Source organism: bacterium, assembly GCA_030685015.1.
Taxonomy (GTDB): domain Bacteria; phylum CAIWAD01; class CAIWAD01; order CAIWAD01; family CAIWAD01; genus CAIWAD01.
The window spans coordinates 33168-50371 of sequence record JAUXWS010000067.1 but is presented as its reverse complement, the minus strand read 5'-3'; the positions used below and the strand labels follow the sequence as shown (position 1 = coordinate 50371).

General features: G+C 67.3%; 12 protein-coding genes. 1 reads left to right on the top strand and 11 read right to left on the bottom strand.

All coding sequences use genetic code 11. The features are described from left to right. The 6 genes from Q8O14_09620 to Q8O14_09595 all read right to left on the bottom strand — a co-directional run bounded on the left by Q8O14_09620 (window position 1) and on the right by Q8O14_09595 (window position 6570). Window positions 1-513, bottom strand: a complete 513-nt coding sequence (locus Q8O14_09620; protein ID MDP2360997.1) for a TlpA disulfide reductase family protein — start codon at window positions 511-513, stop codon at window positions 1-3. A gap of 7 nt (window positions 514-520) precedes the next feature. After that, window positions 521-1276 (bottom strand): hypothetical protein, encoded by a 756-nt coding sequence (locus Q8O14_09615; protein ID MDP2360996.1) that lies wholly within the window; start codon window positions 1274-1276, stop codon window positions 521-523. Window positions 1277-1315: 39 nt separating this feature from the next. Next, window positions 1316-2545, bottom strand: a complete 1230-nt coding sequence (locus Q8O14_09610; protein MDP2360995.1) for a TlpA disulfide reductase family protein — start codon at window positions 2543-2545, stop codon at window positions 1316-1318. Window positions 2546-2858: 313 nt separating this feature from the next. Next, window positions 2859-3686: a hypothetical protein gene (locus tag Q8O14_09605; GenBank protein MDP2360994.1), complete on the bottom strand. Its 828-nt coding sequence runs from the start codon at window positions 3684-3686 to the stop codon at window positions 2859-2861. 231 nt (window positions 3687-3917) lie between these two features. Then, window positions 3918-4361 carry a MarR family winged helix-turn-helix transcriptional regulator gene (locus tag Q8O14_09600; GenBank protein MDP2360993.1) on the bottom strand — a complete coding sequence of 148 codons (444 nt, stop codon included), beginning with the start codon at window positions 4359-4361 and terminating at the stop codon, window positions 3918-3920. 382 nt (window positions 4362-4743) lie between these two features. Then, on the bottom strand, window positions 4744-6570 hold the full coding sequence (locus tag Q8O14_09595) for a T9SS type A sorting domain-containing protein (GenBank protein ID MDP2360992.1): 1827 nt from the start codon (window positions 6568-6570) through the stop codon (window positions 4744-4746). Between the two features lie 310 nt (window positions 6571-6880). Here Q8O14_09595 and Q8O14_09590 point away from each other — a divergent pair, with 310 nt between their 5' ends. Beyond that, window positions 6881-8074 carry an aminotransferase class I/II-fold pyridoxal phosphate-dependent enzyme gene (locus Q8O14_09590; protein ID MDP2360991.1) on the top strand — a complete coding sequence of 398 codons (1194 nt, stop codon included), beginning with the start codon at window positions 6881-6883 and terminating at the stop codon, window positions 8072-8074. Between the two features lie 1160 nt (window positions 8075-9234). On the opposite strand, the gene Q8O14_09585 is transcribed toward Q8O14_09590, so the two are convergent. From Q8O14_09585 to Q8O14_09565, 5 genes are all read right to left on the bottom strand, one after another. Further along, window positions 9235-12750 (bottom strand): hypothetical protein, encoded by a 3516-nt coding sequence (locus Q8O14_09585; GenBank protein ID MDP2360990.1) that lies wholly within the window; start codon window positions 12748-12750, stop codon window positions 9235-9237. 32 nt (window positions 12751-12782) lie between these two features. After that, entirely contained in the window at window positions 12783-13610 is an 828-nt protein-coding gene (locus Q8O14_09580; GenBank protein ID MDP2360989.1) for a DUF4159 domain-containing protein, read from the bottom strand. Further along, window positions 13610-14908, bottom strand: coding sequence for a peptidylprolyl isomerase (locus Q8O14_09575; GenBank protein ID MDP2360988.1), 1299 nt, complete (start codon window positions 14906-14908; stop codon window positions 13610-13612). The genes Q8O14_09580 and Q8O14_09575 overlap by 1 nt, the downstream gene beginning before the upstream one ends. Window positions 14909-14977: 69 nt before the next feature. Next, the gene (locus Q8O14_09570) at window positions 14978-15883 is read right to left on the bottom strand and encodes a hypothetical protein (GenBank protein MDP2360987.1); all 906 of its coding nucleotides are present in this window, start codon (window positions 15881-15883) and stop codon (window positions 14978-14980) included. Then, window positions 15880-17202, bottom strand: a complete 1323-nt coding sequence (locus Q8O14_09565) for a polysaccharide biosynthesis C-terminal domain-containing protein (protein MDP2360986.1) — start codon at window positions 17200-17202, stop codon at window positions 15880-15882. Before Q8O14_09565 ends, Q8O14_09570 begins: the two co-directional genes overlap by 4 nt. Window positions 17203-17204 lie beyond the last annotated feature (2 nt).

The following is a 17204-nucleotide window of genomic DNA, read 5'->3' as shown; positions in this document are numbered from 1 at the left end:
CTAGCGCTCCGCCGCGGGGGCGGGTCCGAGCAGGCGCTCCAGTTCCTTGGCCAGGGCCTTCTCATCCCCGGGTTTGTAGCCGCTGTGCGCGTAGAGCACCTCGCCCCCGCGCCCCACCAGCATGGTGTAGGGCGGGTTGGTGCCCTTCAGCTTCTTCATGGTCTGGCCGTTGGGGTCGAGCAGGACGGGCATCGTCCAGCCCTTGCTCGTGACATAGGGCTTGACCTGCTTCTGGCTGCGCGGACTGTCCACCGTGACCAGGGCCAGCTGCAGCTGGCGGTCCTCGAAGCGCTTGACGATCTCGACGAGGTGGGGGATCTCCTTCTTGCAGGGTTCGCAATACGTGGCCCAGAAGGAGAGGAGGACCGGTCCCTGGCGGCAGAGATCGGCCAGGTCCACCATCTCCCCCGCCAGGTTGCGCAGGCGGAAGGAGGCGGTGTCGGCGGCCTGGGCGGGCAGGACCGCGGCCAGAACAAGCAGCAGCGACAGGATCGTCAGGATGCGGCGCGGCATGGCAACCTCACTTGATCAGGGTCAGGGGCGTGCTGAGGACGGAGCGCTCGGTCACGACGCGGGCCTGGTAGCGGCCGCTGGGCAGGCCGGCGCCGTCGAAGAGCGCCTCGTGGCGCCCGGCGGGCAGGGAGCCGGCCAGGGGCACGGCGACGAGGCGGCCGGCCAGATCGATGATCTCCACCCGCACGGCGCCCGGGCTGTCCAGGTGGAAGGGAATGTGCGTGAGCGGGTTGAAGGGGTTGGGCCAGGGCGGCAGCAGTTCCAGGCCGGCCGGCTGGGCAGGTAGCCCTGTTCCTTCCTCCAGCGTGAAGGTCAGAACGTTGCGGATGGTGTCGTCCGGGCAGAAATCACGGACGAGGATGATCTCCATCTGGCTGGTGCCGAAGGAGCGGGCGAAGAACTCGGCGTCATAGAGCGTGACCTGCTCGCTGAACACCACATCCGTGATGGTGAACTCCCCGCCTTCCCAGGGCTGGATGGGGCGGCAGAAGCCGGGCGGGTCCGCCTCGGGATCCTCGCAGAACTGGTGGGCCCAGTCGGCGGGACCGCTCAGCCGGCGCAGGGTGATGGTCAGCACCTCGTCCATGATGTGCGGGTTCTGGACCGGGTAGAAGAACTTCTGGCTGACGCCCTGTCCGATGATCTCCGGAACCGTCACGGTGATGGACAGGGCCACCGGTTCCTCGATCTCCATGCACTGGGCCGCCACCCGGCCCTGGACGGCCACGAGGAGCAAGGCCGCCGACAACAAGGTTTTCAACATGGTGCCTTCCTTTGTTTCTCCACACCGGTTCGTGGGTTCCTACTCGGGCAGCAGTTCCTGCAGAAGTGCCTCCAACGCGCTGGAAGATATGCCGCCGCGCACGGAGTGGATTCTACCATCAGGCAGGATCACGTAGTTGGTCGGATAGGCCGAGACCTGGGCCATTTGCGCCACGGGCGGGCTGCCCAGATCCTGGAGGAAAATGAAGTCGTAGTTGGGAAAATAGACCGGATCATCCGTCGGGAATGGATCCATCGCCACCACCCGGAAACCCCGGCTGCCGTACTGCTGAAGCAGCGCCTGGAAACCCGGCATCTCCTCCTGGCAGGCCGTGCAGGCAATGAACCAGAAGCTGACCAGGACCAACTTGCCCCGCAACTGATGCAGGCTGTATTGGCCGATGGGGGCGCTTTGCCCGGGCACAACCTGCGACAGGGTGAAGTCGGGAAAGAGCTGGCTCGCGGCATAGCCCTCGGCGGCAGAAGTCCAACTGAAGACTTGCCCCCCGCCGCAGAGGCCGCCCAGGCGGACCCAGGCCGGCGTGGCCCGGTGGCCGGGACGGAAGGCGCTGAAGAAGTAGCTGCCCATCTGTGGATCCTGCACCGACCAGATGCCCGCACCCAGATCCACGCCGTCCAGGATGAGCAGGCCGTCCACGCCGGGGTCCACCATCATGGCGACACTGCCCGCGTCCACCAGCAGGTCGCTGGTCGGATCCTCGTCGTAGCTGAAACTGGTGTCCGCCCGCAGGCAGAAGTCGTCCCCCACCCGCAGCTGATGGCTGGCCATGCGGGTGAAATAGAGGGTGGCAGGCGAATCCTGGGGCCAGCGCACGCCGTCCAGCCAGAGCGGCATCCCGGCGCGCTCGCCGCTGGGCGTCATCGTCCGCGCGACGACGGAGAGGAGGGAATCCGCCCGCGGATAGAGCCGCGCGATCAGCGTGTCGCGCCGCGCTCCGCTCGGGAAGCGGTAGAGCATGTCATCCAGCGGGAACCAGTCCTCGGCGTTGCTGGGCGTGAAATGCAGGACCAGGTTGCTGTCCAGGGGCAGGTCCTCGATGACAAGGAAGGCGTCGCCCCCCGGGTAATTGAGCGCTTCCCGCCCCGCGATGCCCAGGAGGCCCGAGATGCCCTCGACCTCCTCATAAGCGTTGCGGGCGCGGAAGACCAGGGTGCCCGTCTCGCGCTGCTCCCCCACTTCTTCGATGGCGCAGCCGGCCATGCCCAGCAGCAGGGCGGCCAAGCCCATTCGGATATGGATGCTGTTCATGCGATCAAAGTAAGGAAGGGCCCGTCCGCCAACAAGGTTGGGCTTGGTTCGCAGGAATGAGGGAAGAAAAGGCATGCGGCGCTCCCGGGATGCGGAATCACGACCTGGGGCCATTGCCTGCAAAGAGCGTTCCCGATTGTCCGCGTCACTCCGACCTTGTCCGCCTTGGACTTCACCAAAGGTCGGGCCCACCCAGTTCCGCCTTCCCTCCGGTTCGGTTCAGGAAGGCAACCAAATGTCTGGGACGCCACCCGGCCGGGCATGAAAAGGGCGGCCCAGCGGCCGCCCCCAGTCGGGTTGATTCACGGACGGATCAGAAGGTCAACTCGCCGCTCACCGGGTCCAGACCGTAGGCCTCGCCCTCGCCCAGGTCAAGGGAGGCGCCCCGCGGCCCGAAGACGATGGTGAACTCGCGGTGGATCTCCTCCCCGTTGCGCACCGCGTCGAACACGCCGTGCAGCGTCCCCGCCACCGGCACGCGGCGCCCGTTGCGCAGGATGATGACGAGATCGCTGCCGGTGAGGCTGAGGCTGTAGGAGTAGCTGAGGTCGACGATCTCGCCATTGGGCCGCCGGCGATGGCGCAGGCTCTCGCCCTCCTCCTGGTGGCTGCCGTTGACCAGGGTGCCCGGCGTCTCGTCATGGATGCCGCGCAGGGTCCAGGCCCCCTGGCCGGACTGGCTGCTCTCATGGCGGGGGCTCCAGCTCTCACCAGTGTAGCTGCGGGTGAGATCCAAGCCACGCAGGTTGGGGTCGTCGCGCTGGACGAGGCAGCCGCCCTCCTCGTCCATGAAATGGAGGGTGCGGGTCTGGCTCCGGCTGAAGCCGGCCTCCCCGTGGTCGGCCTCCCGGGAGTGGGTGATGGTCCAGGTGCAGGTCGTGCTGTCGAACTGCGCCTCGTCGCTCTCGCGGTCCTTGCCGGCCGGCTGCGCCCCGGCCGCACCGTCTTCGACGCCCAGGACTTGCTCCAGGCTTTCCAGCAGGCCGCCGCTGTCCAAGGCCACCGCCTCCGCCGTGATGCGGGCGGCGTCCTCGCTCTGTTCGAGGTGGGCGCCGTCATCGGTGGCGCCGAGGGGACCTTGCCCGGTGCCGCATCCCAGCAGAAGGGCCAGGGCGGTGAGGGAGAAGCAAAGCTGTTTCATGGATCCTCCTTGCATGTTGGTCCTGAAACGGCGGGTGGGGGCGAATATTGCCTCACGCCCGGAGGGCCGGTGCCCGTGGGACTTGGACCATCCCCGGGAAGTGCGCCCATGTTGAGACCGGCTGTGGGAGACCTCTCACAGCCCGGTCCGATGGAACGTGCAAGAGAGCTGCGACAATTCCATGCCGATGGAAGGAATACAGACCGCGACAGGAGCGTGCCCGGTTGACTCTTAAGTGGTCGGGTTCGGCTCGCGCGTGGCGGGCACCTCGCTGGCGAAGCCCAGGGTCTCGGCCACACGGCGCATGTGGTCCAGCATGTCATCCTCGCTGGGGGAATCCGCGCTGCGGAAGACCTGCTCGATGCGATGGATCTCATCCACGAGCAGGGAACGCAGGAAGCGGTTTCCTTCCGGTGTCAGGCGCAGGAGGCTGTAGCGGCGGTCGCTTCCTTCATGGCGGCTGATCAGGCCGCGCTCCACCAGCTCCTGGACGAGGGGGCTGATGCGGCCCTTCTGCAGACCCGTGCACTCGGTCAGAGTGGAGACGCAGGTGAAGGGCGAATAGCTGGTCAGGATGAGGATCTTCAAGGCCGTGGCTGGCAGGTTCTCCTGCTTGGCCAAGGCGTTGATTCGCGAGGTGACGCCGCAGGTCAGCTTGAGGACCTGCTCCAGCATGCTCCACTCCCGGCTTTCCATGGCGCACCTCACTCGATGAGACTGGCCACATGATCAGCAATGGAGCCGACACAAGCAAGCATTACTGTTAAAGAATTGATTTTGCTTGTCAATACGAGTTGAGGGTACTCGATTGACAGTCAATCGATTAGGAATCAAACATGTGCTGGACGGCGATTCAGTGAACTGGTCATCTTTTCTTACATGTCCAGGACTGAACAAGTTGTCCCTCCCGTCCAACCCCTCCCACATTCCCTCCCCACCAGACTAGGGGCGTCCGCTGGGCTGTCGGGCGACCCGCCGTCCAGCCAGGGCCCGGCCCGCCCCCATGAAAAAGCCCCCGGCCGCGGGGCCGGGGGCTCGATGTCGCAACAAGCAGCGCTTACTTGACCAACACCATCTTCTTGGTGGTGGTGAAGGAGCCGGACTGCAGGGTGTAGAAGTACACGCCCGTGCCCAGGTTGCTGGCGTCGAAGCTGACGGTGTGCGTGCCGCGCTCGGTCATGCCGTTGACCAGGGTGGCCACTTCGCGACCCGTCATGTCGAAGACTCTCAGGCTGGCCGTGCCCGTCTCGGGCAGGCTGAAGCTGATGGAGGTCGTCGGGTTGAAGGGGTTCGGGTAGTTCTGCTCCAGCGTGAAGGTGGAGGGCAGCTCGTCGGCGGCCACCGGCGGGCAGAGGTCCTCGTACCAAATGGAGACGTTCACCAAGTCGCAGCAGGAGGCCGTGGCGTCCAACACGAAGGTGGTCTGGCCCGGCATGGCCGGCTCGTTGTAGACGCTGGGGAAGAGGCCGTTGGCGGCGTCCAGCGCGAAGTAGCCGAGCAGGGTTCCACCCTGGGCCACGCCGATGATGGTGTTGCAGGTGGGCGTGTAGGCCGGCGAGGTGCGCATCATCAATGCATAGCAGCCGGCAGCGGGATTGGGCTGGTAGACATTGAACCAGTACTCGCCCGCGTCCATGTCCAGGATGCAATGGCCATTGCCGAAGCAGCCGGGGCCGACGGCGATGATGTTGCAGTAGTCGCACAGGCTCACGGTGGTGGTGTAGGAGTTGGCCTCACCCACGTAATTCATGAAGGAGGTGGAGTCGATCAGGATGTCGGGATTGGAGGCCGTGTTGGTCTCCCAGCAGCAAACTTCGCAGCCCAGGGTCAGGAGGTAGGGGCCCGGGTCGTTCCACTCGGTGTTCACCTCGATGACGTAGAAGCCCGGCTCCATGCACTCGAGCCTGAGGAAGGAGTCATAACCCGTGCCGCCGTCGTCGTCCTCAGCGATGACGGTCTGGCAGTCCATGTCCCAGACCCGGATGTAGGGATCCAGGCCCCAGCCGAAGGTTGGCCGGCCCGGCGTGTCGTCGCCATAGACGTTCAGGACGATCGTCGTGTTGGGGGCGTCAACCAGGATCCAGAAGTAGTCGCTGTCGCCGCTGTCGCTGATCTCGCCACAGAAGGTCTCGCCGCAGTCCAGATCGTGGATGAAGTCGCCGCATCCGACTTCGTCACCTTCGATGTGCAGCTGAGCGTTGGCCGGGCACTCAAAGGCGTCGGGGATGCAGTCGTTCTCTGTGAAGGTCATCAGGAGTTCGTAGTTGCCGATGTCGGCGGCACTGTAGCCATCGACGACGAAATAGTACTGACCGGGGGCCAGGCAACACTCCAAATAGGAACGCCAGGGCGCAGCCTCGCCGTCGTCGTTGATGCTCTTTACCGTTACGCCGTCCAGGTCCAAGATGGCGATGCAGGTGTCGTAATTGGTGCCGGCCAGACGAGTGTCCGCCGTGATGATGCCCTCGGCCGTGACCGACAGGAGGTACCAAGCGTCCTCAGCATCCATCGAGGTGGAATACGAGGAATTGGTGCAGTTGGCCAGGGGGGAGATGGTGTTGTTGTTGACTTGGTTTCCCTTGCCGATGGTGGTGCCCAGGTCGTTGTAGACGCCTGCCGTGAAGACGATGGGCGTGGCGCTTCCCGCATTGTTGCCACCGTCACGATTGGCCGGAATCACCGTGTTGTCGAAAACAATGCCGTACAACTCAGCTTCCAGCTGACGCAAGTCCGCCGGGATGGGCTGGCCATCCCTCTTCATCTGGCCGATCAAGTTGCTGACGTCGGAGTTCTCCCCGAGCATCAGTTGGGCGTTGGTGCCAGCCACGGCACTGCCTGAAAGCAGCCCGCCCAGCACCAGGGTACAAAGCAATTCGCGCTTCATTGAAGTCTCCTTCTTCATGGAAATGGTAGTCCAATGGACAGTTTGTTTCAGGGCATGTGGTCGACGGGCGATTCAGAGCAAGCTTCATGCCAACCAAATGCAAGCGCTATCACGATGATTAACAATTGTTTCCACTCCTCGCCGGTACCACCCAGGCTTTGGATGTCGTTCAAGCCGCCGGAACTTGGACAGTGCCGCTGGCGCCTCCGGTACAGATATCGCGCCGCCCTCCTCCCGTGCCTGAATCCTATCTTGTCAGCCGCTGAACAGGTGCCCGGATGCGCTGGGCGCCACCCATCGTGGAGGCCATATGCCAATACATCCGGCCGAGCGCACCCGGCAGATCCGCTACGCCGTGCGCGACATCATCCTCATCGCCGACGAGGCCCGCCGCCGGGGTCGCGACCTGCTGTACCTCAACATCGGGGATCCCAACCCCTACCACTTCAGGACGCCGCAGCACATCCTGGAGGCCACGATCAAGGCCATGCGGGACAACCTGAACGGCTACAGCCCCAGCTCGGGCATCCCCGAGGCCATGTCCGCCATCCGGCGGGACGCCGAGGCGCGGGGTCTGCGCGCCATCCAGGATGTGTTCATCGGGACGGGCGCCTCGGAGTGCATCGAGATCGCCCTAAGCGCCCTGGTCAACCGGGGTGACAACGTGCTCCTTCCCTTTCCCGGCTATCCGCTCTACACGGCCTTGACCGCCAAGCTGGAGTGTGAGGGGCGTCCCTACTTCCTGGACGAAGCCAATGGCTGGCAACCTGATCTGGAGGATTTGGCCGCCCGCATCGACGAGCAGACGCGGGCCGTGGTGCTGATCAACCCCAACAATCCCACGGGCGGCACCTGGAGCCGGGAGGTCCTCCTCGCCGTCATCGAGCTGTGCCGGCGCCATGGCCTGGTCCTCTTCTCCGACGAGATCTACGATCGCCTCATCTACAATGGAGAGCAGCATGTGCCCACGGCCAGCCTGGCCGAGGACATCTGCCTCCTCACCTTCAACGGCCTCTCCAAGAACTGGGTGGCGCCCGGCTTCCGCCTGGGCTGGTGCATCGTCTCCGGCCCGCACGAGCTGTTGGGCGACTACCTGGATGCGATGCTGAAGCTGACGCGGGCCCGTCTCTGCGCCAACCACCCCGAGCAGCACGCCATCCGCGTGGCGCTGGAAGGGGACCAGAGCCACATCAAGGCCATGAACGAGGTGTTGAAGCGGCGGGCGCAGCTGGCCGACCGCATGCTCAACCAAGCGGAAGGAATCTCCCTGGTGCCCCCCGGCGGCGCCTTCTACGCCTACCCCCGCCTGGACATCACGGGCAACGACGGGGACTTCGTGCGCGAGCTGATCCTGGACACCGGCGTGGTGGTGGTGCCTGGTTCGGGCTTCGGCCAGCGGCCGGGCACGGCCCACTTCCGGCTGGTGACCCTGCCCGACGACGAGGTCCTGAGCCGCGCCTTCGAGCGCATCGCCGACTTCACCCGGGCTTGGCGGCGACGCTGAGCCCGCGAGTGTTCAATTCCGAGCGCCCACGTCGGGACTTGAACACTTCCGCTTGTGCCATTTCTGGCGCAAGCCGATGAAGGGCTTGCCATGCAATCATTTGGGGGGATGTTCCTGACTGGCACAGCTCTTGCTGCATCCTTGGCCAAGGATTGGGTTCTTCAGAAAAGAATGGTTCCGGGTGACGAATGGAAAAGATCTTCGAAGTCCACAGCTTCGAACTGGGCAATTCGCCCGCCATTAGGCAGATGGCGCGTCGGGTTGCCTTCCACTCAAACCTCCTCATTTCCTCACCCGTATTTCTGATTTTGCTATTGGTTCTCTGTCTGTTCGGCATGTAACCGGAACCAAGCCGCTATCTTTTTCTGAAGAGCCCGTCCTTATTTTTGCAAGATCAGAGACCTGACTCTTTCATCATGAGCCTTGGCTTGATGCCAAGGCAGTCGTGTGAGCGGGAAAACGGCTTTTTCCTGACCAAACAAGCATGGGCGGTCCGGGATCAACCTTGTTCAACCTGTTCGAAACCGGGCGTGCGTAGCGGCCGAGCACCGGGATCCAGGCGATCTGCTTGTCATTTCAGGGGTTACGAGACAGGCAGCCTCAATTGGAACGAACATTGAACCATCACGGGTGACCGATCCTGGGCAGCGGCAAAATCAGAATGCGATCGGGTGACACCGAGCGTAGGTGCAAGTGCTTGTTAGTCTTACAGTTACAAGAAGCCCATTCGACTCGATTTCTTGGCACCCAAGTTGCTGAGGAGTCCAGCGAATGGGTTTCTTGTTGAGAAGGGTCATTGACAGGCACCCCCTACACGGAAGTCGACACCCCCATGTTGGCTTTCGCTCCTACACCCCTTCTCGACACCACCGTTTGATTTTGCTAATTCACCGCCGATCGGTGATCCGCCGCTATCAACAAGGAATCCTTCAGAAACGGGGCCGCCAGGCCCCGTTTGCTTTTACACTTGCCCTAGCCAGTTTTGATGTCCCCCGGGCTTCCCCCGGGCCTCCCCCGGGCTTCCCCCGGGCCTCCCCCGGGCTTCCCCCGGGCTTCCCCAGGGCTTCCCCAGGGCTTCCCCCGGGCTTCCCCCGGGCTTCCCCCGGGCTTCCCCCGGGCTTGTCCCTCGGGACCTGCTTGTGGCGATGCAATGCCTCCTGCTAGTCGTTCTTGGCCGTCGGCGCTGGGTTGGCTGCGTCCAGGGCGCGGAAATAGTCGCGGATGAGGTCCTGCATCTCCGGTCGATAGCCGCCCTCCAAGGCACGCAAGAGGTCCCGCTCCAAGGCCCGCTCCCGCTGCAGCTCCACCGGCGCCGGCAGCGGCGCGCGCAGATCCTCGGCGCTGCGGCTCTCCCGCTTCTTCTCCTCGTCCTGGCGGCGCACGCTGCGCTGGGCGTCGAGCAGGCGGCTGTGGATGCGCTCCTGCAGCTTCTGGGTGCGCTCCGTGTAGGTCTGGTCGGCCAAGTCCCGTTCCACCTCGCGCATGTCGGTGGCGGTCTGCCCCAGGTCGCCCAGGCGGGGTTTGCCCTCCTCCCCCAGTTTCTCCTGGAGGGCCTCCAGGCTTTCGCGGATGGCCTGCTGCTCCCCCTGCGCCTCGCCGAAGGAGATGGACATGGGCTTCTGCGAGCTGCCCGGCTTGGCGCCCAGCAGCTTGTTGCACTGGCCGTTGAGGCACTGCTGGCGGCTGGCCGCCTCCGCCATCTTCTCCATCATCTCCTGGAGGCCGGAGGATGAGGAGGATTGCTGCAGTTTGTTCTGGGCGTCCTTGAGCAGGAGGATGGTGGTGTTGACATGGCCCATCGCCTCCGGCGAGACAGTGGCCGGCCGCCCCAGCTGCCGCTCGTGGAAGCCCTCCAGCATGAGGCCCAAGGTGCGGTCGGCATGGCCTAACTCGCCCAGGGCGGAGACGGGGATGTGCAGGCTCTTGCGCGTGAGTTCGTGCACGCCCTGGGCCGTGGCCTGCACGCCCAGGCGGTTCTCCAGCGTCTCCTCGGCCAGCTCCGGCACGCGGGCGCTGCGGCTGCCCAGACCGGCCAGCGCCGCGCCGATCTCCTCCTGGCGCAGGCTGATCACGAGCAGTTCCTGGCAGAGGCGCTCGATCTCCCGCGAGAGATCGGCCATCGCCTGTTGGCGCGACTGCCGCAGGGCCTGCTCCAGCGCTTCGGCCAACTGGTTGAGGTCATCGTCCATCTCTTCCTGGCTTTCCGGCGACGGCGCGCTTCCCTGCTCCATCTGCTCCCTCATCTCGCCCAGGCGCGGCGGGATGCGCTTGCCCTCCATCTGTTGGCGCGCCTCGTCCATCTGCTCGCGCGGATAGCTGGGCTGCCGGCCAAACTCGTCCTGCAGGGCCTCCATGTCCCGCCGGAGGGACTCCGCCTCCCGCTCGCGGGCCGCCTCCTCGGAGCTGCGCCGGCGGGGATCGTCCCCCTTGCGCAGATCCTGCTGCAACTGACGCTGCCGCTCGAGCAGATCCTCCGCCCGCTTCGCCAGCTCCTCCAGGCGCTGCTCCAGGCGCATCTGCTCCAACACGGCGAGGAAGCGGTCCAGCTGCTCCTCCATCTGGCGCAGCACCTCCTCCAGGTCCTGGCGGGGAGGCGCCGGTGGCTGATTGGGCGGCGGCTGGCGCAGGGCCTCCTCGGCCGCCCGGCGCATCTTCTCCAGCAGCTCCGGACTCATCACCTGGTCGAGCAGCTGCTTGAGCTGGGAGAGCTTCCGGCGCAGCTCCTCCGAGACCAGCTGGTTCAGCTCCATTTTCTGCTGCGTCTGCTCCAGCTGGCGCGACAATTCGCCGGCCCGCTCGGCGATCTGCTCCTGCTCGCGCACCACCTGCTTCAGCTTCTGCTCCCGCTCCCAGGTCATCTCCGGATCGCGGCGCAGTTCCTGCCGCAGCTCCTCCATCCGCCGGCGGTTCTCGCGGGCGTCCTCGAGCAGCTCCCCGGCTTCCTCGGCCAACTCGCTCTCCTCGCGCCGCACCTCGGCGAAGAGTTCCTCGAGGCCGGGCACTTTCCAGCGGTAGAGGGCCGAGCGCACCGCCTTGGGGCCGCGCCAGCCGTCGTTGTCCCACAGCTCGAAGAAGAAGTGCAGCTCGTCGTCGGGCAGCAGGTCGGTGGTGGCCAGATCCCAGGCCATCTCCGCCACGGCGCGGCGCACGTTGGGGCCGTGGCCCGCCAGGCCCTCCCCTTCCAGCAGGGGCGTCAGCGGCAGGTCCAGCTGCTTCCAATCGGAGGGGATGGCGCTCAGGGTGCCAGGATCGGGCGGGGGCGCCAGCCGACGCATGGTCGCCGAACTGACTTTCCAGGCCAGGCGGCAGGGTCCGAAACCGTGGTCGTCCTCGGCCAAGAGGGCGATGTCGAGGCTGAGGTCGCGGCCGAGGCGGCCCTCCTGCTCGCGGGGCGAGATCACCCGCAGGCGCGGCGGCAGGTCGGGCAGCACGGTCATCGACTGGAGCAGGGGTTGCGCATTGCGCAGGCCGTGCCGGTCCTCGATGAGAACCGCCCAGCGGCGCGAGGCGGTGGCGGTCAGCTGTCCCGCGGCCGACCCCCCATCGTCGGTCGACAGCTCCAGCCGGGCGGCGGACAGACTGTCGCGGGGCGCCAGCTCCACCCAGGCGGCGCGCAGGCTGTCCCGGCTGTAGGCGCGGATCTCGACGCGGCTGCCCGCCGGGCAGCTGAAATCGGCGGTGCCGTCGGCCAGGGTCTGGTCGGGCAGGCCCGTGTAGCGGGGCGGCGTGATGCGCAAGGAGAGGGAGTCCAGGCGGGGCAGGCGCAGCCAGGTGACGGCGACCGGCTCGCTGTGCAGGCGGCGGGTCTGGCCCAGCTGCTCCTCCAGGGCCGTGGCGCTGAGCCTGAGCGAGCCCCGCGGCGTGAAGCCCGCCAGCGTGGCCCGGCCCAGGCGCAGGGGCAGATGCCAGACGGCGGGCTGGCCCGAGGCCGATCCGCCCTCCGCCGCCTCGGCGCGCAGCTCCACCTCGTCGGGCAGCGCCTCTCCCAGCGCTTCGATGCGCAGGTCGAGGCTCTCCCCGTCCAGCACCTGGCCGGCGCGGCTCGAGTCGGGCCAGGCGACACTGACAACCAGGCGGAACTGGGGCGCTCCCCGGAAGTCCCGCTCCGGCTCCAGCAAGCGCCGCGCGGCGAGGCGGGCATCGGCCCCGCCCAGCACAAAGAACAGCAGGGCCAAGCCCCAGCCCGCGCCCAGCCAGGCCAGGGCGCGGCGCCGGGCGGCCAGCGGCAGCACGCGGGCGGGATCCAGCTCCCGCAGGCGGGGCATGACCTGATCCAGGCTGGCGGCAATGAGGCCGGGGTCGAAAGCCCGCCGGTTCTCCCGTCCCGCCTCGATCACCTGGATGCCGTTGAGCAGGCGGTCGCGGATCTCGTCGTCGCCCGCCCCCAGCAGCAGGGCCATTGACCGGTTGCCCGGCTCCCCGCGCTTCCACACCAGGCGCCAGGCCAGCGCGAGCAGCAAGCCGGCCAGCCAGGCGGCCAGGACGATCAGGAAACCGCGGCGCAGGGCCAGGCGCGCCGCCGGCTCGTGGCTGCCAAGGTGCTCCGCCAACACGAATATCCAGGCCAGGAAGGGCGGCAGCAGGCTCCACCAGAGGAGCGCCGCCTGCGCCTGGAGGTGGCGGATCCGCCCGCGCGTCCGCTGCAGGTGGCGCCAGGCCAAACCGTAGTTGTCCATGATCACAGACCTTTCCCCGCCCCGCCCTGTCCTCAGGGTCGGGCGGCCCTCCGCGCGGCCGCGCTTCCGGCCGCGTGGACTTCATCCTGCCGGTGGGCTCCACTCCCGGCCCGCGCCGGACCGGCCCGCCGCGCCTCGGCGTCGAGGCGGCCCTGCTCCTCCCGCAGCCGGTCGGGACCGCCGCCCAGCACATGCACGATGAGGTTGGTTCCCATCTCAAGGGCCCGGCGCCGCAGGGCGGGCGGGTCCTGGTGGACCTCCGCGTCCTCCCAGCCGTCGCCCAGGTCGCACTCCCAATCATAGAAAACCGCCAGCCGTCCCTCGAGGAAGATGCCGTAGCCGCGGGGCGGGTGGCCGTCGTGCTCGTGGATCTTGGGCAACCCTTCGGGGAAGGAGAACCAGGCATGGTAGACCGGGTGCTCGAAGGGCAGCTCCACCAGCTCGTACTCGGGCAGCACGCGCTTGATCTCGCGGCGGAAGTGCTCGTCCAGGCCGTAGTTGTCGTCGGCGTGCAGGAAGCCGCCCCCCAGCAGCCAGGACCGCAGGCGCTCCGCCTGCGCCGGGCTGAAGGAGACGCGCCCGTGGCCGGTCATGTAGAGATAGGTGTGGCGGAACAGCTCGGGGTCGTCGAGGGAGACCACCGCCTCCTTCTCCGCCATGGGCACGCCCGTCGCCTCGGCGGCGAAGCGCAGCAGGTTGGGCAGGCTGGTGGGGTTGGCGTACCAATCCCCGCCTCCGTCGTACTTCAGCCGGGCGATGGTGAAGAGCGGCCCCGCGCCGCCGGCCGGCAGGACGGCCAGCAGGAGGAGCGCCCCCGCCAGAGCGGCCCACCCCACGCGCTGTCCGCCGAGCGCTTTCATCAGTCCACCACCCGGATGAAGACCCGCTCGCGCAGCTGGGTCGCCCATTCCTTGAGCAGGCGCTGCTTCTTCATGTTGAGGGCCATCGTTTCGATCTGGCTCCAGTCCGCCTCCAGGCTGGGGCGGCGCTCGGCGCGATGGTCCATCACCCGCAGGATCTGCACGCCCTCCTGCCCCTCCACCTCGCTGCGGATGGGCCGGCCCGTCTCCCCTGCCTGCAGCTCGCGCACCCGGGAGCGCACCAGCGGCTGCAACTGGGACAGTTCCAGCCAGCCCAGATCGCCTCCGTTCTCCCGCGTCAGGGCATGGTCCGTCCAGCGCCGGGCCAGGGCGGCGAAATCGGCGCCGCCCTGCAGCAGCGCGAAGAGCGAATCGGCGCGGTCGTGGATGTGCTGGCGGTCCTCGGCGGTGGGCTCCAGCTTGACGAGGATGTGACTGCTCTCGATGTACTCCCCCTGCCGCTGGTCCAGGCGCACGATGTGCCAGCCGTAGTCCGAGCGCACCGGGTCGGAGATCTCCCCCGCCGCCAGGCGGTAGGCCGCCTCCTCGTAGGGCCGGACCAGGCTGCCGCGCTTGGTGCGGCCGATGGAGCCCCCGCTGGCGGCGCTGGCCGCATCCTGGCTGAAGGCCGTCGCCAGCTCCGAGAAGCGGCCGGGTTCGGCGGCGAGCAGGGCGCGCAGGCTGTCGGCCAGGACGCGGGCGCGCCGCTCGCTGGTCGGGGACGGCTTCCAGGCCAGGAAGATGTGGGAGAGGCGCACCGACTCCCCCACCTGGGGCAGGCTGTCCTGCCAGGCCCGGTGGAATTCCTGCACCTCCTGCCGCGTCACCTCCACCTTGCCCAGGCGTCGCCGCTGGGCCTCCTCCACATAGAGGCGCTCGCGCATGCCGTCCGTCAGGCTCTTGCGCACGGTGCGCAGGGGCTGGCCCATCAACTCCTCCAGGCGGCGCTGGCCGCCCACCTGGCGCAGGATGTCGTCCAGGCGCTCCTGGGCCCGCCGCTCCACCTCCTTCTCCGGGATGACGATGTTGGTGTCGGCGCGGGCGGCGGCGTAGAGCACCTTGCCGTCGATCATGGACTGGACGAGTTCGAACTTCAACTCCTCCAGCTCGTCGCCCAGGCTCTGGGGATCGATTTTGTGCTCCATCAAGTAGCGCTGCAGCTCCTGGCCCACCTCGCTTTCCAGGATGATCTCCTCATCCACCACCACCAGGACGCGGTCGATCGTCTCCTGCGCCAGGCAGGGGGTCAGCAGCAGGCAGGCCAGCAGACAGGCGGGCCACAGGCGATTCAGCTTCATGATGCTCCCGGAGTTGGGCGCCGCGGCGCCGGGGCCACAAACTAGCAAAGACGGTGGCGGGGGCACCCATCAGCGGCGCGAGGGCGGCACGCCGCTTTCCACCTCCAGCAGGGGCGTGAGGTCCACCTTCCACACCGCCTCCCGGCGGATGGTCTCCAGCCTGTCCTGCAGGCGCTTCCAGCGGAGATCCTGGATCATGGCGCGGCGGATCAGCTCCTCGTCCTGTTCAGGATCGGGCAGCCAACCCACCGGCCGCTGTCCGGTGAGCTGGTAGATCACCCAGCCCCCCGGCAGGGGCAGCACAGGCGTCACTTCCAGCATCTTCAAGGCCGCCACCGCCTCGGCATGGCCGGGCAGGAAGTCCGGGCGGGCCAGGTAGCCGGATTGGCCACGGCGCAGCTCCAGTTCCTCCAAATCCTGCTCGCGCACCCGGCCCCGGGCCAGGTGGGGGATCATGCGGGCCAGGGCCAGGCTGTCCTCGCCGAAGAGCCAGGTCACCTGCACGTGCCGCTCGGGCAGGGCGAGCTGGTCCTCGTTGGCCTTGGCCCAGGTGCGCAGCTCCAGCTTGGAGACGGTGAGGGACTCGGCCAGGCTCTGTTCCTCCAGCAGCCCCCGCAGAAAGCGGAGCCGGAGGCGGACCAGGTCCTCACGCACGCTGGCCGTTGTGTCCAGCCCCAGCCGCGCGGCGGCCTGGGCCAGGATCTGGTCCTCCACCCAGCCTTCCAGCCAGCGGCGCAGCTCGTCCTGGGAGAGCCGCTCCGGCCGACTGTCCAGCCAAGCACGCACCCGGGCCACCGAGAGGATGCTGTCGCCAGCCTGGGCCACGGCGCGGCGCAGTTCAGGCGAAATCTGCCGGCGACGGGCGGCGTCCCAGCGCCCGATCAGGGCCAGGATGGTGAGGGCGGCCAGGAGGGCCACCGCCGTCCAGGCCAGGCGCCCGCGCCGGCTGCGAGGCTTCCATTCACGCCGGCTCATCGTCCACCTCCCCGCCACATGGCTCCCACTTCGCGCCGCAGATCCCCCAGGGCCGTCCGCATCTCGGCGGGACGCAGCAGGAGATCGCGCGACCAGCGGCTGCCCGTCTCCTTCTGGTAGCGCCAGAGGAGGTAAAGCTTGCCGGCGGCGAAGGCAAGGGCCGTGCCCAGGGCGGCGCCCATGATGCCCCAGCGCGGAATGAGCAGGATGTTGAGCAACAGGTTGCCCGCCAGGCTGATCTGGTGGGTGTGCACGGTGTAGACGCTGCGGTCCACGGATGAGAAATAGAGCATAAGCACGCCGGCGTTGCCGCGCAGGGTGATGGTGCCCAGCACGAGCACTGTCAGCACGCCCCAGGCGGCGGGGTACTCCGGCCCGTAGAGCCAAAGCACGGGCCAACCACCGGCGATGAGCGCGGCCGACAGCACCAGATAGACCAGGAAACTGCGACGGTAGGTGGTGTTGGTGGTTTCCACGGCGCGGGAGGCTTCCTCGTTGGCCACCCGGGAGAAGAAGGCCGTCTGGATGCTGCGCTGGACATCCATCAAGCGCGTGATGGTGAGCAGGCAGATGGTGTAGAGACCCAGGTCGGCCAGGTCGACGCGGTCCGAGCGCGGGATGTACCAGGCCAGAAGCAGGGCGTCCACCCGCACGCTGAGCATGCTGAAGAGGTTGGCCGACCACTGGGTGAGGCTGTAGCGCAGCAGGGTGGCCGTCTCACGCAGCGGGCCCGGCCGGGGGCGGTCCTCCTGGCGGGAGAGCAGATAGAGGAACACGAGCAGACGCGCCGCGCCGTAGAGGGCAAGGTAAACGGAGGCGTTGCGCAGGCCGCGGGCCGTCAGCAGAAGGGTGGCGACTACTATGACAGCGGCGAAGGCCAGCTCGGCCAGGTTGTACTGGGCGATGCGCTGCCGGGCGATGGTGAGGTTGAGATAGAGCTCGGTGAAGGTGTTGGCTCCCACGAAGAGGGCCAGGGCCGCCAGGTTGGCCCCCTGCAGGGCGACGGCGTAGTCGGTGAGCCAAGTGGCGGCCAGCCAGGCGAAGAGGCCCAGTCCGGCGGCGGTGGACAGGGCGAGCACGGGCAAGGCCAGGCCCGTGAAGCGGTCGGCTCGCCAGCCCTGGCGACCCACGAAGAAGACGGCGCCCATGCCCAGCCCCAGGTCGCAAATGCCGGCCAGCAGACCACCCAGCATGAGGAGGAGGCCGAGCACGCCCTGCTCCTCCACGCCGATGGTGCGGGCGATGAGGATGCCCGCGGCCATGGTCACGAGGCGCGTCAGGACACGCGTGCACAGGATGGCGAGGACAGAGCGCAACATGG

Bases quoted from the DNA above. Each gene is read 5' to 3' on its own strand.
- Q8O14_09580 (MDP2360989.1), bottom strand. From the start codon at position 13,610: ATGAAAGCGCTCGGCGGACAGCGCGTGGGGTGGGCCGCTCTGGCGGGG.
- Q8O14_09590 (MDP2360991.1), top strand. From the start codon at position 6,881: ATGCCAATACATCCGGCCGAGCGCACCCGGCAGATCCGCTACGCCGTG.
- Q8O14_09600 (MDP2360993.1), bottom strand. From the start codon at position 4,361: ATGCTGGAGCAGGTCCTCAAGCTGACCTGCGGCGTCACCTCGCGAATC.
- Q8O14_09605 (MDP2360994.1), bottom strand. From the start codon at position 3,686: ATGAAACAGCTTTGCTTCTCCCTCACCGCCCTGGCCCTTCTGCTGGGA.
- Q8O14_09565 (MDP2360986.1), bottom strand. From the start codon at position 17,202: ATGTTGCGCTCTGTCCTCGCCATCCTGTGCACGCGTGTCCTGACGCGC.
- Q8O14_09615 (MDP2360996.1), bottom strand. From the start codon at position 1,276: ATGTTGAAAACCTTGTTGTCGGCGGCCTTGCTCCTCGTGGCCGTCCAG.
- Q8O14_09595 (MDP2360992.1), bottom strand. From the start codon at position 6,570: ATGAAGCGCGAATTGCTTTGTACCCTGGTGCTGGGCGGGCTGCTTTCA.
- Q8O14_09585 (MDP2360990.1), bottom strand. From the start codon at position 12,750: ATGGACAACTACGGTTTGGCCTGGCGCCACCTGCAGCGGACGCGCGGG.
- Q8O14_09620 (MDP2360997.1), bottom strand. From the start codon at position 513: ATGCCGCGCCGCATCCTGACGATCCTGTCGCTGCTGCTTGTTCTGGCC.
- Q8O14_09610 (MDP2360995.1), bottom strand. From the start codon at position 2,545: ATGAACAGCATCCATATCCGAATGGGCTTGGCCGCCCTGCTGCTGGGC.
- Q8O14_09570 (MDP2360987.1), bottom strand. From the start codon at position 15,883: ATGAGCCGGCGTGAATGGAAGCCTCGCAGCCGGCGCGGGCGCCTGGCC.
- Q8O14_09575 (MDP2360988.1), bottom strand. From the start codon at position 14,908: ATGAAGCTGAATCGCCTGTGGCCCGCCTGTCTGCTGGCCTGCCTGCTG.